Raw genomic sequence first — 17,009 nt, 5'->3', positions numbered from 1 at the left:
GATTCAAAGTTTAATCGCGCTTGAGTATTTTATTGAATGAAAACGATCAGCATCGCATCTTATCAGTCAATAATCTTATTGATTAATAGGTAACCAGATTTTTTAATCTTAAGGAGTACGATGTTGCCAAATTCTTCTAAATATACGCCATAAAAAGGTTGCGTGAAAAATAGCCTTGATGAACTGTCTAGTGGGTCGGTTTGGTAATGGTTGCGATAAGATTTTTATGACTAACCAAGCGCCTAACGCACCTTGGCATAAAAAACGCCACGCATTGCTTGTGAAAAAGGTGGGGGTGCTTTGGTAATTTTCTAGAGTGGTTTGACATGTTAAGCGCAATACTTCACCCTGTGCGATCAGTAGTTCTTTTTGAAGCGACAAATCAAGGTGTTTTTTAGTCATATTAACGTTTATGTATAAAAGTGGACCAATCTTTTTTTATTTCATTTAGTGTTGCAGAGAAAGGTCGTGAAAGCTGAGCTAAATGGCGTTTAAATGTCAAGATAGCGCCGACAAAAATACCAAAAAATACCAGTATAATCAGCGTAAATAATGTAATACGCAAGTAGGGCGGTGTGATCAAAGCAATTAAAAGCAGCAACGCCAAAATAGCAACTTGTAAAGCTAACAACGCCAAAACAAGCCACACGACGCCAAACAATTGACCCATCGTATAGGCTTTATATTCGATGCCAGCTAAGTTTAGCCTGTTAAAAATCAAAGCGATCAGCGCTTTCAGCAGTTCTCGCAATGAACCACGAGAACCTGATGAAGAACCATCTACCATGATACTCAGCGACGAGAAATAAGTAAACCGAGCAGCAGCCCGACTAACGACGCAATACCCACAGCTTGCCAAGGGTATTCATGCACAAATTCATCAGTTGCGTGAGCTGTATCACTGGCTTTATTTGCTAGATATTTTTCTGCTTTAACTAACTGTGCTTTAGCCACTTTTAAGTTTTCCTTTGCCTGTTGATGAAGTTGCCGAACTTTTTCTCCACCTTCTTGACTTGCTACACCAATCAAGTCCTCCGTGCTGGATAAAAATTCCCGCACATAACTGAGTAAATCCTTACTTGTTTGTTGTTTCACGATGACACCTTTTCTTTTTTGCGATGATAAGAACACCATGCAACAGCCATTATACTCAATTTGCATTATTTTGTGAGGGGGATAATAGCTCGTCACATCAAGCAATGATACCACCACCTAAACATACAGCACCATCATATATCACTGCAGATTGTCCAGGTGTGATAGCCTATTGCGGTTTTTGAAAGCTTAGCACGAACCGCTCATTTTTTTCTAAAAAACAAGTTGCATCAACACTTTGATAGCGGATTTTTGCTTGATAGCGACCTAGTTTTGGTGTTTTGCCAGCTATCCAGCTAACATCTGTTAGCGTTAAATGGTCTTTAAGTAGGTGGGGATGGTTATGTCCTTGCGCAACAATCAACTGGTTTTTTTGTATATTTTTGTCAATCACATACCAAGGCTTGCCCTTGCCGCCGATGGCCAAGCCTTTTCTTTGGCCAATGGTATAGTACATAAGACCGATATGATACCCAACAATTTTCCCTTCAAGTGTCATGATAACACCTGGTTGGTGAGGTAAATAGTTTTGTAAAAAGGTTTGAAATGGCCGCTCTCCAATAAAACAAATACCCGTACTATCTTTTTTATATGCGTTTGGCAGATTGGCTTGTTGAGCTATTTCTCGAACTGTGTTTTTGCGATACATACCCAATGGAAAATTTGCGTGGCTAAGCTGATATTGATTGAGGCGATACAAAAAATAGCTTTGGTCTTTTATGTCATCTACTCCTTTTAGAAGATAATATTGTTGTTTTTGTACTGCAATATTTGCATAGTGACCTGTGGCAATAGCTTCTGCGCCAAGACTGATTGCGTGATCTAGAAACGCCTTGAATTTGATCTTGGCATTGCAGAATACATCAGGGTTCGGTGTGCGCCCGGCTGCGTATTCTGCTAAAAAATCTGCAAACACTTCTTCTTGATAGGTTTTAGCAAAATTGACAATATGTATATCTATGCCGATGACGTCAGCAACAGCAATGGCATCGAGAGCATCCTGCTTGATAGAGCAATAGGGGTTATTTGCTTCGTCTTCCCAATTTTTCATAAAGACACCAACGACTTCATGCCCTTGTTTTTTGAGTAACCAAGCAGTCACTGATGAATCAACGCCTCCGGACATGCCAACAACAATACGCTGTTTTGGTTGCATAGATAACTCTCTAAGCATGATGGTTACGCGAAGAATTTACGACGGTTCTATAGCAGCAGGTTCTATGCTAAATAAGGCTTGAAGAGAATAAAGCGTAATTAAATTCAATAAGCTTTGCGGCCAGTTGATGACGGTGACAACATGCCCTTGTTTTTTAGCTTGGCGCTGTAGATCAATCAAAATAGCAAGTAAGATAGAGTTCGCTTGTTCTGTACGGGATAAGTCAATCGTAACATTCCGTTCTGACACAGATCTTGACAATTCTTCAAGCAGGGCAGGTATATGATCTTGGTCTAATGTACCAACGACTTGCAAGATACCGTCTTGTGCTTGCAACATAGCCATTACGAGTGGGTTTGACGATTTTTTTCTTGTAAAAAATGAATCAGTCCACTAATACCGTTTCTAGCTACTTTGCTATTAAATTGATGACGATACATGGTGACCAAACTCATGCCCTCAACGCTGACATTAAAGATTTTCCAATCTGCTTCGCTTTTGTAAAGTGCGTATTTAACAGAGATTTTTCTGCTGCGTGTACCTTGTGGAAGTCTAACTTGTACATTAACCATTGCTACTGATGTACTGCTGTTTTCAAACAGTCTTGGTTTTTGTTTAATGATGATTTTCGCATTTTTAAAGCCAATAACCATACTGGTATAGGTATTCAGTAAAAGTTGCTGGAATGCAGTAACAAGCTGAGTTTGCTGTGTTGGTGTGGCTTTTTTCCAATGTTGCCCTACTGCTAAAGCAGTAATGCGGTCAAAATCAAACCAAGGTATCACTGCTACTTCAATTTGTTGTCTAATTTGCGCGCCATTTTTGCCATTATGCCATTGAATAATATCAATTACTTTTTGTGAGTTATTTTGCACAAATTCGCTCGGTGTACTGGCTTGAGCCAATACTACGATTGACATCATACAAAGCGCCACGCTAATTTTTTTAACGAACCATTGCATAACATGCTGCGGCTTCATTTTTTATCCCATCCGGTGATAAATTTATCAATTAACTGTTCCAGCACGACTGCCGAGGAAGTTAGTGTAACTTGTTCATTAGGTTCAATATAAAATGGCTCAGCACCTTGTGTCAGATTAATATATTGCTCACCTAACAAGCCTGCTGTAAGTATTTCTGCGCTGACATCACGGCTAAAACGGTACCGATTGTTCACGCTAAACGTCACTCTGGCGAGATATTTTTTGGCATTTAACTGGATATCAATGACTCGCCCAATTAACACCCCGGAAGATTTAACGGGCGCCCTAATTGCCAAATTGCCCACATTGTCAAATTCTGCGTATAACGTGTAGCTTTCTTCTTTACCCTGATTGGACAAATTAGCGCTTTGCAAAGCTAAAAAACTAATAGCGATTATGCCCATTGAAACAAACAATCCAACCCATAAATCTGTTAATGCACGCTTCATCATGATTAACTTCAACCCATCTTCATTCAATCATAATTGAAACAACCATCATTTCAATGTTTCCTTGGAACCATCATAACAGCAATGAGTAGCTGTTGTACGCTTTGTTTGCTGTAGCTCTTTATTGCTAGCTAAAACATGAAAGCCGTTAATATAAAGTCAAGCGCCAAAACACTTAGGGCTGATAGCACAACAGTCTGTGTTGTTGCTTGAGCAACGCCTTCAGCAGTTGGTACGGCGGTATAGCCTTTAAAAATAGCAATCCAAGCCATATTGATACCAAACGTGATGCTTTTGATCAGTCCATTAACGATATCAACATGCCAATCCACTTGCATAGCAATCTGTGACCAAAATATACCATGATCTAATCCTACCATAAGTACGCCGACTATATAACTACCTAATATGCCAACCACATTAAACATTGAGGCAAGTATTGGTACAGCAATAACAATACCCCAAAATTTTGGAGCGATTACATGGTCAATAGGGTCAACAGCCATTGCACGCATCGCGTCCAGTTGTTCTGTTGCTTTCATCAATCCAATGCCTGCTGTAATAGCGCTACCTGCTCTGCCTGCAAAAAGTAGCGCAGAAAGCACAGGCCCTAACTCTCTGAGTAAGGCCACAGCAACCATTGCCCCTAAAGCATTGGGAGATCCGAAACGCAATAGAACATGATAACTTTGAAGACCTAGTACCATCCCGACAAATAAACTGGATATCAGAGTAATTAAAAGTGACAACACGCCTGAAAAATAGATATTTTGGCTGATTAAAATAGGTCTAAAGAAGGTTTTTTTGGAATGCCACAATATTTGAGCCAAAAAATGAACCGCAAAACCAAGCTGCCAAATGGTATCCACGATAAAAGCACCCATTTGACTGACCAGACGGTAGAGAAAATTTAGCATGGCAAGTTAAGACAACTCTTCAAATAATGTTTGCGGGTTAGGGTAAGCGAAATTGACTGGACCATCTTTTTTGCCCTGTATAAACTGTACTAACCAAGGCGAACGACTTTTGACTAAACTAGCTGGTGTGCCCTGCGCCACTACAATGCCATTTGCGATAAAGTAGACATAATCAACGATCTTGAGTGACTCAACGATATCATGCGTGACGATGATTGCGGTTGCATTGAGCGCAATTTGCAACTGTTTAATGAGGTGCGCAATGATGCTTAGGGAAATGGGGTCTAATCCAGCAAAAGGTTCATCGTAAAGCATTAAGGTAGGGTCTAAAGCAATAGCGCGCGCTAAAGCAACACGCCTTGCCATACCTCCTGATAGTTCGGAGGGCATGAGTGATTGCGTTCCACGCAAGCCTACTACATGTAATTTTAAGGTTACCATATCACGGATAATAGCTTCGGGCAAACGGGTGTGTTCGCGAAGAGGAAAAGCGATATTCTCAAAAACATTCAAATCGGTCATGAGGGCGCCAAATTGAAATAAGATGCCCATATGACGCCGATAGCGATTCAATGCTTTTTCTTCTAATGTATGCATGGGCTGATCTTGAAATCGGATCTCACCTAATTCTGTTCGCAGCAGTCCGGCCATCAGTCGCAGTAGAGTTGTTTTACCACTGCCACTACTGCCCATAATGGCAACAATCTTGCCTTGCGGGATTGTGAGGCTAATATCCCGCAACACCAACTGTTCGCCATAGCTAAAACCAACATGGCTAAGTGCCATGCAGCATGGTGTTTGTTCTAAGGGAGGGCAAAGATATGTCATATACAGTTTAGGTTACATCATCACTTTTATACTTCTATATTTCTCGTAGCAGTTGGTTGATTCTAGTTTTGGCGCGTGTTTTAGCATCTACCTGTTTGACAATAACAGCACAATATAAACTGCAGGAATTGTCTTCGCTAGGTAGACTTCCGGCAACTACTACTGAGCCTGTAGGAATTCGTCCATAGCTGATTTGTTTAGTTTGACGGTGGTAAATGCGGGTAGATTGACTGATGGTTACACCCATGGCAACGACAGATCCTTCCTCAACAATTACCCCTTCTACGATTGCTGAACCTGCGCCGATAAAACAATGATCCTCAATGATTGTTGGTGTTGCTTGTAGCGGTTCTAAAACGCCTCCAATTACAACATTGCTAGACAGGTGTACACACTTGCCAATTTGTGCACAAGAGCCAACTGTTACCCAGCTATCTACCATCGTGCCCTCATCAATATAAGCGCCAATATTGGTGTAAGAGGGCATTAAGACAGTATTGTTAGCAATGTAAGCACCCTGTCTGGCCAGTGCACCGGGCACGACGCGAACTCCAGCACGCGAAAAATCTTTTGCTTCCCAAGTGATGAATTTGGGCAAAACCTTATCGTAATAGCGATGTATGGGGGCATCAAAAAAGGTATTGTCGCGAATTAAAAAGGAAAGCAACACGGCTTTTTTGAGCCATTCATGGGTATACCACAGACCATTTATTTTTTCTGCAACGCGCAAAGTACCTTGGTCCAGTCCCATGATGATACTTACTATTGCATCTTTCAGCTCATCAGATGCAGTATCAGGCGTAATATGATGACGCTCTTCAAACCATTTTTCGATAACAGTGTGTAATGCATACATGGGAATGATTTTGCCAATAGGTATTCAAATGACACGCATAGCAAGTAGTTAACTCTTAATGATGATTACTTGACTATTCTAAACTAGATTTATATCGGCCATCGGATAACTTAATAATAACAACAACGCGTGGCGTCTTCTATCAATGCTACGGAATGTATTGTAGTATTCCATTTTGCGCTATACTGATTTTTTATTGTTCTTATTCATAAATTAAGAGCAATAGGGGTGATTTATTATTAAGATTGCTTTGGGGTAGGCTATGCCGATCTATGAGTATCGTTGTGATGTGTGTGGTCATAAACAAGAGCATTGGTGTAAATTAGGCCAAGGTGTGACCTGTTGCCCAAGGTGTAGGAGTGCTACCTATCAAAAGTGTGTGAGCACACCAGCTTCGCTAGTATCTATCCAACCAGAAAGACCGATATGCCCAACAACAGGCCGAACGTGCGGGGGATGCTGTGAGCACTGATTATTGTGGTCTGATTGATGAGCGGTATTTGGGTCAAAGGATTACTGTAGCAGGATGGGTTGGCAAAAAGCGTGACCACGGCCAATTGATTTTTATTGATCTGCGTGATCGAGAAGGGGTGGTACAGGTTGTTGCCAATGCTAAAACAAGCCATGCTTTTGAAGTGGCCGACATGGTACGCAACGAATATGTATTATTAGTAACGGGCAAAGTTTGTCAACGTAGCCAAGAGACAGTTAATCTTAATTTGATATCGGGTCATATTGAAATTTTGGCCGATCAGATTACGGTGCTAAATACTGCTTTACCACCTCCTTTTCAGATAGACGAAGAAGGCTTATCCGAAGCAGTGCGTCTGCAATACCGCGTTATGGATTTGCGCCGACCTTTTATGCAGCACAACTTACGTTTAAGGCATCAGGTTACCGCTGCGATTAGGCGCCATCTTGATCAAGCTGGCTTCATTGATATCGAAACCCCTATGCTGACGCGATCAACACCTGAAGGAGCACGAGATTATTTAGTACCGAGTCGTGTCCATCCTGGAAAAAGTTTTGCGCTTCCCCAATCACCGCAACTTTTCAAACAGCTACTTATGATTGCGGGTTTTGATCGTTATTACCAAATTGTGAAATGTTTTCGAGATGAGGATTTGCGAGCGGATCGCCAGCCAGAATTTACGCAAATTGATGTTGAAACTTCCTTTTTAGATGAAACGGCTATTATGCACATCGGCGAGCAGCTGGTACGTGATGTTTTTCAGCGCGTGTTACAGGTAACCTTAGGGGATTTTCCCAAGATGACTTATCAGGAAGCGATGCAGCGCTTTGGATCGGATAAGCCTGATTTACGTGTTGCATTGGAATTAACAGAATTAACGGATGTCGTAAAAGACGATAAGTTTGCTGTGTTTCGCGAAGCTGCTCGTAGCAAAAAAGGTCGCGTTGTGGGATTATGTATTCCTCATGGGGGTACAATGAGTCGCAAGATGCTGGATGACTACACAGCTTTTGTGGCAACTTATGGCGCAAAGGGACTAGCTTATATCAAAATTAACGACAAAACCAGACCAACGCATGATGAACAAAGTGGTTTGCAGTCACCGATTATCAAATTTTTATCAGATGAAACATTAGCGACCATTGTTACACGCACGCAAGCTCAAAACGGCGACCTGATCTTATTCGGGGCTGGATCAAGTCATATTGTTAACGAGTCAATGGGGGCATTGCGCCTTAAAATTGGCCGTGAACAAGGACTCAAGGAAGGTTATTTTAGCGATCAATGGTGCCCACTATGGGTAACGCATTTTCCCATGTTTGAGTATGACGAAGAAAATCGCCGCTGGGTTGCTTGCCACCACCCTTTTACGAGTCCTATACCAGAACATGAGGAGTTGATGGTAACGCATCCTGAACGGTGTTTAGCAAGAGCTTATGATATGGTATTAAACGGCTGGGAGTTGGGCGGTGGATCAATCAGAATTCATCGCATGGCACTACAGCAAAAGGTGTTCTCTGTACTCGGCATTACGCCCGATGTACAGCAAGATAAGTTTGGTTTTTTGCTGGATAATTTGATGCTGGGTGCCCCGCCACATGGCGGTATTGCATTAGGCTTAGATCGCCTAGTTGCTTTGATGGCACGCGTAGATTCAATTCGTGATGTGATTGCTTTTCCCAAAACACAGCGGGCACAATGCCTGCTAACGGAAGCACCCAATACCGTGAGCATGGCACAGCTTCGTGAATTAGGGCTTTCTTTATTGCCCAGCATAAAAAATAAACCTGCTTAGGATGGTTTAACAGGCATATTTTTGATTTACTATGTACTCATGCATGCCAAATGATTACAGTTTGGCGATTGTTTTTTTATAAAGGAGAGCGTAATGTCAGTACTGGTTGGCAAAGTTGCCCCATTTTTTCATGATGCAAGCAAAATGTTTGCAGCTGTTGAAGGTGATGGAAATATTGTAGAAAATTTTAATTTTCAAAAAGCGACAGTGAATCAATACGCTGTCGTGTTTTTTTATCCGCTTGATTTTACTTTTGTTTGTCCTTCTGAGTTAATTGCGTTTCACAACCGACTCCAAGCATTTCAGGAACGCAATACCGTGGTCATTAGCGTATCGCTAGATAGTCACTTTACGCATGCTGCATGGCGCAATACACCTATTGAAAAAGGAGGCGTTGGTCCACTCGGTTATATCATGGTGTCAGATATTAAACGCGAAATCATTCAAGCATATGATGTGGAATCTTCTAATGGCGTGGCATTGCGCGGTTCTTTCTTGATTGATAAAGTTGGCGTAGTACAACATCAAGTCGTCAACAACCTACCGCTTGGACGCAATGTTGATGAAATGTTGCGCATGATTGATGCGCTGCAATTTAGCGAAAAGCATGGCGAAGTTTGTCCTGCTGGCTGGAAAAAGGGTCATGATGGTATGCAACCTAATGCAAAAGGGGTAGCGACCTACTTGGCTAAGCATGCCCAGTCTTTATAATCGCGCAAATTGATTACACAAAACCCCCATTTTGATAGCGGGGGTTTTGGAGCCGATTCTGATATGTTAAAGGTTGCTCAACGCAATCACATCGTAGAGTGCATGCGTTAGTACAGCTGGCGCGATACGTCCAAGACATAGATAGTTAAAACTGACTACTAAGCCAAATAAGGCAATATGTATAAGGCCTAAAAAATCATAATGAATATGGTATGACAGGCGAATTAGTAGACTCACCAATATAGCGATGCCGATGTTTTTGGTACACAAGCGATGCAAAAGATATCCCAATAAAATGCTTTCCTCATAACAAGCATTACAAAAAGAAAAGATGAGGATGGTTAGTATGCTTGCTTGGTGTGTGTAGACAATATTGGTTGCATGGTGCAAATTGAGTGCAAGATAGCCGTTATTGATGACATGGATGCCCAAGAATAAAAGGATCAATTGTCCTATTACCCAACCGATGTCATATAGTGTGCACATATTCTTTCCGATTAAGCATGAGTACTGCTGCTTAAATAGGGAAGAAAGTATGCATATGCCGAGTACTGCTTCGATCAGTAGCGTTGACCATAGGTTACTATCGTTCAATGTAGGTGTAATTGATAAAATACGATATCCTATCGCCGAGGCTATAAAATAGCCAAGGCCTAGCCATATCACACCCATTATTTCTTGATAGAAGAAGGTGTAATGATTGATCAGCTGCTGATTGCTAAAATTCTTGTGGATCCACATCAATTGACCATCTGATGTTTGCGTAGTGTTTGTGAAGTTGCATGATTTGCGGTAGCCCGATACGTAAGCTTTGGTGCAGCGCTCTGCGTTGCTTAGCTTCTAACACGAGCTGCATACGGACTCTTCCTTTTAGTTTTGCCGTCATGGCCTGCATGGGTCCGTATAAAGCAATATTTTGGTCAGTATGCAAGCATATTTTGACTCGAGACAAAAAATCAGTGGCCTGCGATAACGATTTCGCATCAGCACGTAACAATGCTTGAAAAGTAAAGGGAGGAAAATTAGCCTTCATGCGTTCTGTTAGTTCGTTGGCTGCAAATCCTGCCACATCATGATTAATGAGGGCTTTGTACAAGGGATGTTCAGGCCACGCAGTTTGAATAAAAACTTGCCCTGGTATTGCTGCTCTGCCAGCACGACCAGATACTTGAATTAATTGTGCAAATAAACGTTCGGCTGAACGAAAATCTGCTGCGTACAGACCATGATCTGCGTTTAACACAATTACTGTAGCAATATGCGGAAAATCATGACCTTTGGTGAGCATTTGCGTTCCAACCAGTATATCAATTTTGCGCTTTTGCATGGCTTCATAAAATTGATGCCATCTTTTTTGATGCTGCATGGTATCGCGATCAACGCGCAATACGGTTGCTTGAGGCAATAGACAGGTTACAGTGTCTTCAATACTTTGTGTGCCTTGGCCTAATGCTCGTAAATCAAGCTCACCACAATCTGGGCAGACTATGTGAGTGACTTGCTGATAACCACATCGGTGACACAGTAATCGTTGATGCTGATGTAGCACAAGTTTGGTGGAACAATGTTTGCATTGTGGTATCCAACCGCATGAGACACAACGTATAACTGGTGCCAGTCCGCGTCGGTTGATAAATATCAAACTTTGCTGATTTTCTTGCCAAGTTTGTTTAAGTGCGTGGATGACTGTTTCGCTTAGGCCGTTTTGTAGTGGTACTGACTGAATATTAATCAGGTGGATAGCTGGCAAGCATGCTTTTTTATGTGCACGTTGCGGTAGAGTGAGTAGATGGCATCGACCAAGTTGGCTGTTCAATACACTTTCTAAGCTGGGTGTAGCACTGCAAAGTACAATTGGAATATGAGCTTGGCGAGCACGCCAAATGGCCAAGTCTCTTGCATGATAGCGCACTTCATCTTGTTGTTTAAAGGAAGGATCATGTTCTTCATCAATAACGATGAGGCCAAGCTTAGGCAAAGCTGTAAATACACTCAGTCTTGCGCCGATAATGATATGAGCTTGATTGCTACTTGCTTGGTACCATGCTTTAAAACGCTGTGCGTCAGTTAACTGGCTATGCAAAGCGACAGTTGTAGTATGAGGGAATCGCTTGGCAAACTGCGCTAATAATTGCGGTGTAAGACTAATTTCGGGTACCAAAATCAATACTTGATGGCCTTGCTTAAGAACCTTGTCTATCAAGTGGAGATAGACTTCGGTTTTACCACTTCCTGTGACGCCATGCAGTAAATAGCAACCATATTGTGTAAGTGATATGGCTTTAACTGCGTTGTTCTGCGCAGTATTAAGGTCAAGTCCTTTTACCTTTGCCCATGGTGCTTGATTGCATGTTTGGGTGAGCCAACCAGCTGCATTCCACTTTATAAACAGTGTTTTAGCTTGTGGGTTTAAAACGGCTGCTTCTTGGAGCGTCATGGATATTTGGGTGTGGAGGGCTTGCCATAGCCGGTGCTGCGCTTTTTTATGAATCGCTGGAGGTGCTTGCTGACGACCTAGTTGTGTGAGTGCCCAATGCTGCAGATCCGGTAATGTGACGGGTTTGGCACGACGAAGTAAGGTCGGAATGGCTGCAAATAATACTTGGCCAATTGGGTAGTGGTAATACGCTGCACAAAAACGCACCAATGCACAAAGATCTTGAGGTAAAGGTGGTATGTCTGCTAGTACTTTGTTGATTGTTTTGATGCGTTGTGGCTCTACATCATCTTCCGAAGTTTTATCCCATATAAAACCAACCAACTGCTTTTGGCGAAAAGGAACAAGTACTCGGGTACCGATCGCCAAGGGATGGGAAAATTGGTAACGGAATGTTTTAAAAAGCGGGACGTTAATTGCCACGGATACCAAATGGTGTGGTGCCGATGCAGTATGCATAATCATTGAGCAAATGCTAAGTTGCGGTTTATAAAGGCTTTATCTATACTGTGCACAAAAGCTGTTGAAAATGCTGTGGATAACTGCCTGCTGACTAGGCAAAAATCCTTGTCCATACGGTCATGCTACTAGAATGCATAAAAAATAAACAGCAAATATTTTCTTTGTAATTCAATAAGTTAGCAATTTTTCAGCATCAATCACTGCGCTAAGCAAGGGTTATATCGCGCTCCATCGGTAGATTGTGCATAACCTGCCTAGGTGGTAGCGGTATGGGTGCGTTTGTCAAGCTTTTTTGTGAATTTTTTTTCATTCCATTTTGGTGTTTTGGCAAATTGTGTTGACTGATCTGCCTATCTTTTCATAGACTATTTTAAAGGGAATATAGCCAACATGGTATGGGTACTATTAAAAAAGCGGATGCTATGTTGATGTGTGATGCCAACATTCCTTGATTAGATGCCTTGAAAATCTATCGGTTACTCCCCATTTACACCTTCACAAGACATTTTACTGACGATAAAGACTTTTTACGATGCCCACAGAAACCTTTGCTTTTCAAACGGAAGTTAAACAGCTTTTACATTTGATGATCCATTCCCTATATTCCAATAAGGAAATTTTTTTAAGGGAATTAATATCGAATGCCTCAGATGCAGCCGACAAATTACGCTTTGCAGCGTTAGCTGAACCTGCTTTATTAGAGGCAGATCCTCATTTTAAGATTAGTGTTGCAATTGATCAGGCACAACATACCATTACTGTGACGGATAATGGGATCGGTATGAGTAAGGCTGAAGTGATTGAAAACCTTGGCACTATTGCCAAATCAGGCACGCAAGCTTTTTTATCATCACTCAAACAAGGTGATAAAGCCAATATGCAGTTGATCGGTCAGTTTGGCGTGGGTTTTTATTCAGTCTTTATGGTAGCCGATAAAGTTACCTTAAAAACAAGGCGGGCAGGGTTGTCAACGCACCAAGGAGTCTTATGGACATCATCCGGAGAGGGTGAATATGAAGTCAGTGACATTGACTGCGTTATGCGTGGAACTCAAATTACCTTGCATCTCAAGCCAGCAGAAACAGCTTTTTTGTCAGCATGGACACTTCGACGTATTATCCAAACCTATTCAGATCATATTGCCATTCCGATAGAAATGGACAAAATAACTGCCACTGATGGGTCGGATCAAGTGGTTAAAGTAGACGAAAAAGAGGTAATTAATCAAGCTTCAGCCCTTTGGATGCGACCCAAAAACACGATTACAGATGAGCAATACCATACTTTCTTCCAACATATATCGCACGATGCAACTACCCCGCTTGCTTGGACGCATGCGCATTTAGAAGGTAAGCAGCGCTATACCATGCTGTTATATATTCCTGCTCAAGCGCCAGCTGATTTATATCATCCTAATCCACAAAGGCGACTGAGGCTTTATGTGCGTCGTATTTTTATTATGGAAGCGGCTACACAATTGTTACCGAACTACCTACGCTTTATCCAAGGCGTGATTGATAGCGATGACTTGCCGCTTAATGTCTCGCGGGAGATATTGCAAGCTTCGCCAAATATTGAAGCGATCAAAAATGGTTGCACGAAAAAAGTGTTGGATCTATTGGACGGTCTAGCTAAAGACCAACCTGATGTATATCAGCAGTGTTGGCAGGCATTTGGTCAGGTACTCAAAGAGGGGGTAGTAGAAGACTTAGCAAATCGTGATCGGTTGACACAGTTATTGCGCTTTCATTCTACTTACGAAACCAAAGAGATAGCAACGGTAAGTTTTGCTGATTATATCTCCCGCATGAAGCCTGAACAAGACAAGATCTATGTGATGACGGCTGAGAACCTACATGTGGCTAATCATAGTCCGCACCTTGAAATTTTTCGTCAGCAAGGGATTGAAGTTCTATTGTTGGTTGATCGCGTTGACGAGTGGTTACTGGCCAGTTTGCCAAATGTTGCAGGTAAACCCTTACAGTCAGTTGCTAAAGGCGAATTAGATTTAAAGACTGCTACCGTTAATCAGCCAACGGTTACTGAAAAGGCAGATGTGGACAATATTCAAGTTGCGATTACCAAAATGGAGGCGGTATTAGGCGAGAAGGTATCCAAAGTACGTACGACCAAGCGCTTGGTTGATAGTCCAGCTTGCCTGGTAGTTGAGGAAAATGAGATGAGCCAACATTTGGCGCGTTTACTAAAAGAGGTAGGCCAAATAACGCCCAAAGCAACAAAACCGATTCTCGAAATCAATGTCCAACACCCCCTTGTCCAGCGACTCATTGCAAACGTCGCACAACCAGATGCAGCGGATTTAAGTGTTGTATTGTATTGCCAAGCCCTGCTAACCAGCGGTGGTACATTGTCGGATCCGAGTGCATTTGTGACAAGTATGAACCGCTTGATGATCAATACGTCTTCCCAAGCGACTAATGAACATAAGGTAATCGTACCTAAAGCCAGTAACAAGCGATCTTCTTAGAACTGTTGACTACTTTAACCATCGGCTATTTGGGTAAGTGGTTCGCAATTGTACTCTTGCTGCTTTACTTAACTCAACATGACCAAGTTTAGCGTAGCTTTTAACAAGGATAGCTAATGCTTCTTCAACACTTGGTGTGTCAGGATACTGCTTAATCACGTCTTGTGCACGGTTAATGGCGGCGATATGAGCGCCCCGTCGCATGTTGTAACGGGCGATAAGGAGATGATGCTCACTTAACTCTTGTCGGATATGTAGGATTCTTTGTTGAGCATCGGCAACATATTGGCTTTCTGGAAATTGAGCGATAAAACGTTCAAAATGCACCAGAGCCTGCATATTGCTTTGTGAGTCTTGATACACTTTTTTTGGTTTATTCCATCGCTCCAAAAAGGGTTGATGGTTTTCGCAGTAGACCAGTGCTTCCAGATAGTACATATAATCAATATCAATATGTTTAGGGTAAAGCTTGATAAATTGCTCAATAGTAGATAGGGCTTCTTTAGGTTTGTTATCTCGAAAATATGCATAAGCTTTGTCCATTTTGGCTTGCTTAGCATAATCGCTATAAGGATATTGTGTTTCGAGTGCCTGATATAATTTGATGGACTGATGAAAATGTTGGCGATCAAATTCGGTGCGTGCGATTTGATACATCGTTTGTGCGGAAATAATGGGCGCAACCTGTTTTTTATTCTCCCGTTCATTTGACGCATGGGTAGAAGATACATATACAATGGGTAGTATGGATAACACAAGCAGCGTAATTTTTTTCATAAAGCATCCTCGTAAAACCTGCCCATTATAACCATGCCTGAGCTAACCAATCAAATCACGTTGAAGATTCCAGCTGATTACCGAAAACAACGTTTAGATATCGTTTTGTCACAACTTTTGCCACAGTATTCACGCAGTTGCCTAAGCGATTGGATTGTGCGTCGCCAAGTATGGATAAATGGGCAAAACGCAAAACCCAAAACAAAGGTTTTAGGGGGTGAAGCAGTTGTCTTATGCCCGATTTTGGATATGCGGGAGAAGCCGTGGCAGTCCGAACAGATGGCGCTTGATATAGTGTACGAGGATGCGGCATTAATTGTGGTGAATAAGCCAGCAAACCTGGTCGTTTATCCTGCAGCAGGCAATTGGTCCGGTACGCTACTTAACGGTCTATTGTTCCGCTATCCCGAATTAAATACGGTTCCCCGTGCTGGTATTGTACATCGCTTGGATAAGGGAACCAGCGGTTTGATGGTGGTTGCAAGAACCATCCAAGCACAGGTGGATTTGGTGCGCCAAATGCAAGCTCGCCAGGTTACGCGTATTTATCATGCAGTCGTACAAGGCAACTGGATATGCCACCAAGTCATTGATAAGCCCATTGGCCGTGATCCGCGTAACCGATTACGCATGGCAACGCTTACATTTGGTGGAAAGCCATCAATAACCCATGTGCATGCCTTGGAGCACTATGCGGCACACAGCTATGTCGCTTGCCAACTTGAAACTGGCCGAACACACCAAATCCGAGTACATCTTCGAAGTATTGGGCATCCGATTGTTGGGGATCCAGTTTATGGGGTGCGCTCACCAACAACCGAACCGATTAAGCAGGCCAGCGTATTCTTGCGGCGCCAAGCGCTTCACGCTTGCCAATTGTCACTGCGCCACCCGTATTGCCAAAAAACACTCTCTTGGCAAGTACCCTTACCGGAGGATATAGCCACCCTCTTGACCCTACTGCGTCAACACCATAACGCTTATTAAAGCCCAGAACATGATTCGTTGCCTAGTAGTCCATATCCACTCGGCGATTTTCAGCATGATCCGCTTCTGTTGTTCCCAATTTCCGTAGTTTTTCCATACCAAAACTAATGGCTTCTAGCTGCTCAGGATTAACGCCCAATAAAATTAGCGCTTGCCTGACGCTCTCAGCACGACGTTGACCAAGAGCCAAGTTATACTCACGACTGCCTCGTGAATCCGTATTACCTTCGAGCTTGAGATGTACTTGGGATTGTTTTTTTAAATAAGTCGCATGGTGATCAATGATGAGCTGATCAGCAGCACGAATAACAGAGGAATCAAATTCAAAATAGACACTGCGCTGAGCGAGTGGATCATTTGCTGGAGTAACATCGTTCACTTCACTGGTGACAAACGATTCACTGGCTACTTGCTGTGGTATTTGACTGATTTTTTCATTTTTGGCTTGTTCTTTCAAGGTACTACAGGCACTTAAACAGCATGTAATACTCAGCATAATCCATAACAATTTTCTATTCATATGAATCCCCCAAAAGTCATTCTTAACGATCTACTGACAGTGTAGCAAAAAACCTACTAAGGTATGATATGTTCAA

At 42.3% G+C, this 17,009-nt stretch carries 20 protein-coding genes; 5 read left to right on the top strand and 15 right to left on the bottom strand.

Annotated features, from left to right (window positions below; all coding sequences use genetic code 11):
- Positions 1-108: 108 nt before the first annotated feature.
- From IPK86_03715 to dapD, 11 genes are all read right to left on the bottom strand, one after another.
- Entirely contained in the window at positions 109-402 is a 294-nt protein-coding gene (locus IPK86_03715) for a hypothetical protein (GenBank protein ID QQS16530.1), read from the bottom strand.
- A 1-nt stretch (position 403) separates the two neighbouring features.
- A complete protein-coding gene (locus tag IPK86_03710) occupies positions 404-787 on the bottom strand; it encodes a phage holin family protein (protein QQS16529.1) in 384 nt (127 codons plus the stop codon).
- Positions 788-792: 5 nt separating this feature from the next.
- Positions 793-1,134, bottom strand: a complete 342-nt coding sequence (locus IPK86_03705; GenBank protein QQS16528.1) for a DUF883 domain-containing protein — start codon at positions 1,132-1,134, stop codon at positions 793-795.
- A gap of 58 nt (positions 1,135-1,192) precedes the next feature.
- Entirely contained in the window at positions 1,193-1,261 is a 69-nt protein-coding gene (locus tag IPK86_03700) for a hypothetical protein (GenBank protein QQS17070.1), read from the bottom strand.
- Positions 1,262-1,264: 3 nt separating this feature from the next.
- Complete coding sequence (gene mnmA, locus IPK86_03695) at positions 1,265-2,251, bottom strand: tRNA 2-thiouridine(34) synthase MnmA (protein QQS16527.1); 987 nt, start codon at positions 2,249-2,251, stop codon at positions 1,265-1,267.
- Between the two features lie 36 nt (positions 2,252-2,287).
- Positions 2,288-2,596: an STAS domain-containing protein gene (locus IPK86_03690; GenBank protein QQS16526.1), complete on the bottom strand. Its 309-nt coding sequence runs from the start codon at positions 2,594-2,596 to the stop codon at positions 2,288-2,290.
- Positions 2,596-3,231 (bottom strand): ABC transporter substrate-binding protein, encoded by a 636-nt coding sequence (locus IPK86_03685; protein ID QQS16525.1) that lies wholly within the window; start codon positions 3,229-3,231, stop codon positions 2,596-2,598. Before IPK86_03685 ends, IPK86_03690 begins: the two co-directional genes overlap by 1 nt.
- Positions 3,228-3,683, bottom strand: a complete 456-nt coding sequence (mlaD, locus tag IPK86_03680) for an outer membrane lipid asymmetry maintenance protein MlaD (protein ID QQS17069.1) — start codon at positions 3,681-3,683, stop codon at positions 3,228-3,230. The genes IPK86_03685 and mlaD overlap by 4 nt, the downstream gene beginning before the upstream one ends.
- Before the next feature lie 131 nt (positions 3,684-3,814).
- Positions 3,815-4,600 carry a lipid asymmetry maintenance ABC transporter permease subunit MlaE gene (gene mlaE / locus IPK86_03675; protein ID QQS16524.1) on the bottom strand — a complete coding sequence of 262 codons (786 nt, stop codon included), beginning with the start codon at positions 4,598-4,600 and terminating at the stop codon, positions 3,815-3,817.
- Between the two features lie 6 nt (positions 4,601-4,606).
- Complete coding sequence (locus IPK86_03670; GenBank protein ID QQS16523.1) at positions 4,607-5,386, bottom strand: ATP-binding cassette domain-containing protein; 780 nt, start codon at positions 5,384-5,386, stop codon at positions 4,607-4,609.
- A 76-nt stretch (positions 5,387-5,462) separates the two neighbouring features.
- Positions 5,463-6,284: a 2,3,4,5-tetrahydropyridine-2,6-dicarboxylate N-succinyltransferase gene (dapD, locus tag IPK86_03665; GenBank protein QQS16522.1), complete on the bottom strand. Its 822-nt coding sequence runs from the start codon at positions 6,282-6,284 to the stop codon at positions 5,463-5,465.
- A 262-nt stretch (positions 6,285-6,546) separates the two neighbouring features.
- Between dapD and IPK86_03660 the strand changes: the two genes are divergently transcribed.
- The 3 genes from IPK86_03660 (at position 6,547) to IPK86_03650 (ending at position 9,262) form a co-directional block, all read left to right on the top strand.
- A complete protein-coding gene (locus IPK86_03660; protein ID QQS16521.1) occupies positions 6,547-6,756 on the top strand; it encodes a zinc ribbon domain-containing protein in 210 nt (69 codons plus the stop codon).
- Positions 6,746-8,551: an aspartate--tRNA ligase gene (aspS, locus tag IPK86_03655; GenBank protein ID QQS16520.1), complete on the top strand. Its 1,806-nt coding sequence runs from the start codon at positions 6,746-6,748 to the stop codon at positions 8,549-8,551. The genes IPK86_03660 and aspS overlap by 11 nt, the downstream gene beginning before the upstream one ends.
- 93 nt (positions 8,552-8,644) lie before the next feature.
- Complete coding sequence (locus IPK86_03650; GenBank protein ID QQS16519.1) at positions 8,645-9,262, top strand: peroxiredoxin; 618 nt, start codon at positions 8,645-8,647, stop codon at positions 9,260-9,262.
- A 66-nt stretch (positions 9,263-9,328) separates the two neighbouring features.
- Here IPK86_03650 and IPK86_03645 read toward each other — a convergent pair whose 3' ends face one another.
- Complete coding sequence (locus IPK86_03645) at positions 9,329-10,003, bottom strand: CPBP family intramembrane metalloprotease (protein QQS16518.1); 675 nt, start codon at positions 10,001-10,003, stop codon at positions 9,329-9,331.
- Entirely contained in the window at positions 9,981-12,158 is a 2,178-nt protein-coding gene (locus tag IPK86_03640) for a primosomal protein N' (protein ID QQS17068.1), read from the bottom strand. The genes IPK86_03645 and IPK86_03640 overlap by 23 nt, the downstream gene beginning before the upstream one ends.
- Positions 12,159-12,693: 535 nt before the next feature.
- On the opposite strand from IPK86_03640, the gene htpG reads away from it, so the two are divergent.
- Entirely contained in the window at positions 12,694-14,649 is a 1,956-nt protein-coding gene (gene htpG / locus IPK86_03635) for a molecular chaperone HtpG (protein QQS16517.1), read from the top strand.
- A 9-nt stretch (positions 14,650-14,658) separates the two neighbouring features.
- On the opposite strand, the gene IPK86_03630 is transcribed toward htpG, so the two are convergent.
- The gene (locus IPK86_03630; GenBank protein QQS16516.1) at positions 14,659-15,426 is read right to left on the bottom strand and encodes an outer membrane protein assembly factor BamD; all 768 of its coding nucleotides are present in this window, start codon (positions 15,424-15,426) and stop codon (positions 14,659-14,661) included.
- A gap of 33 nt (positions 15,427-15,459) precedes the next feature.
- Here IPK86_03630 and IPK86_03625 point away from each other — a divergent pair, with 33 nt between their 5' ends.
- Positions 15,460-16,413, top strand: a complete 954-nt coding sequence (locus IPK86_03625) for an RluA family pseudouridine synthase (GenBank protein QQS16515.1) — start codon at positions 15,460-15,462, stop codon at positions 16,411-16,413.
- A gap of 22 nt (positions 16,414-16,435) precedes the next feature.
- Here IPK86_03625 and IPK86_03620 read toward each other — a convergent pair whose 3' ends face one another.
- The gene (locus tag IPK86_03620; GenBank protein QQS16514.1) at positions 16,436-16,933 is read right to left on the bottom strand and encodes an OmpA family protein; all 498 of its coding nucleotides are present in this window, start codon (positions 16,931-16,933) and stop codon (positions 16,436-16,438) included.
- Positions 16,934-17,009 lie beyond the last annotated feature (76 nt).

This window comes from Neisseriales bacterium (assembly GCA_016699915.1).
Classification (GTDB): Bacteria; Pseudomonadota; Gammaproteobacteria; order Burkholderiales; family Q3-R57-64; genus Q3-R57-64.
Note: the sequence above shows the minus strand (reverse complement) of the source record. Positions and strands in the feature narration are given on the sequence as shown.

Bases quoted from the DNA above. Each gene is read 5' to 3' on its own strand.
- IPK86_03690 (QQS16526.1), bottom strand. From the start codon at position 2,596: ATGGCTATGTTGCAAGCACAAGACGGTATCTTGCAAGTCGTTGGTACA.
- IPK86_03710 (QQS16529.1), bottom strand. From the start codon at position 787: ATGGTAGATGGTTCTTCATCAGGTTCTCGTGGTTCATTGCGAGAACTG.
- IPK86_03630 (QQS16516.1), bottom strand. From the start codon at position 15,426: ATGAAAAAAATTACGCTGCTTGTGTTATCCATACTACCCATTGTATAT.
- htpG (QQS16517.1), top strand. From the start codon at position 12,694: ATGCCCACAGAAACCTTTGCTTTTCAAACGGAAGTTAAACAGCTTTTA.
- IPK86_03645 (QQS16518.1), bottom strand. From the start codon at position 10,003: ATGTGGATCCACAAGAATTTTAGCAATCAGCAGCTGATCAATCATTAC.
- IPK86_03620 (QQS16514.1), bottom strand. From the start codon at position 16,933: ATGAATAGAAAATTGTTATGGATTATGCTGAGTATTACATGCTGTTTA.
- dapD (QQS16522.1), bottom strand. From the start codon at position 6,284: ATGTATGCATTACACACTGTTATCGAAAAATGGTTTGAAGAGCGTCAT.
- IPK86_03625 (QQS16515.1), top strand. From the start codon at position 15,460: ATGCCTGAGCTAACCAATCAAATCACGTTGAAGATTCCAGCTGATTAC.
- IPK86_03715 (QQS16530.1), bottom strand. From the start codon at position 402: ATGACTAAAAAACACCTTGATTTGTCGCTTCAAAAAGAACTACTGATC.
- IPK86_03660 (QQS16521.1), top strand. From the start codon at position 6,547: ATGCCGATCTATGAGTATCGTTGTGATGTGTGTGGTCATAAACAAGAG.
- IPK86_03640 (QQS17068.1), bottom strand. From the start codon at position 12,158: ATGCATACTGCATCGGCACCACACCATTTGGTATCCGTGGCAATTAAC.
- mlaE (QQS16524.1), bottom strand. From the start codon at position 4,600: ATGCTAAATTTTCTCTACCGTCTGGTCAGTCAAATGGGTGCTTTTATC.
- mlaD (QQS17069.1), bottom strand. From the start codon at position 3,683: ATGAAGCGTGCATTAACAGATTTATGGGTTGGATTGTTTGTTTCAATG.
- mnmA (QQS16527.1), bottom strand. From the start codon at position 2,251: ATGCAACCAAAACAGCGTATTGTTGTTGGCATGTCCGGAGGCGTTGAT.
- IPK86_03705 (QQS16528.1), bottom strand. From the start codon at position 1,134: ATGGTGTTCTTATCATCGCAAAAAAGAAAAGGTGTCATCGTGAAACAA.
- IPK86_03650 (QQS16519.1), top strand. From the start codon at position 8,645: ATGTCAGTACTGGTTGGCAAAGTTGCCCCATTTTTTCATGATGCAAGC.
- IPK86_03670 (QQS16523.1), bottom strand. From the start codon at position 5,386: ATGGCACTTAGCCATGTTGGTTTTAGCTATGGCGAACAGTTGGTGTTG.
- IPK86_03685 (QQS16525.1), bottom strand. From the start codon at position 3,231: ATGAAGCCGCAGCATGTTATGCAATGGTTCGTTAAAAAAATTAGCGTG.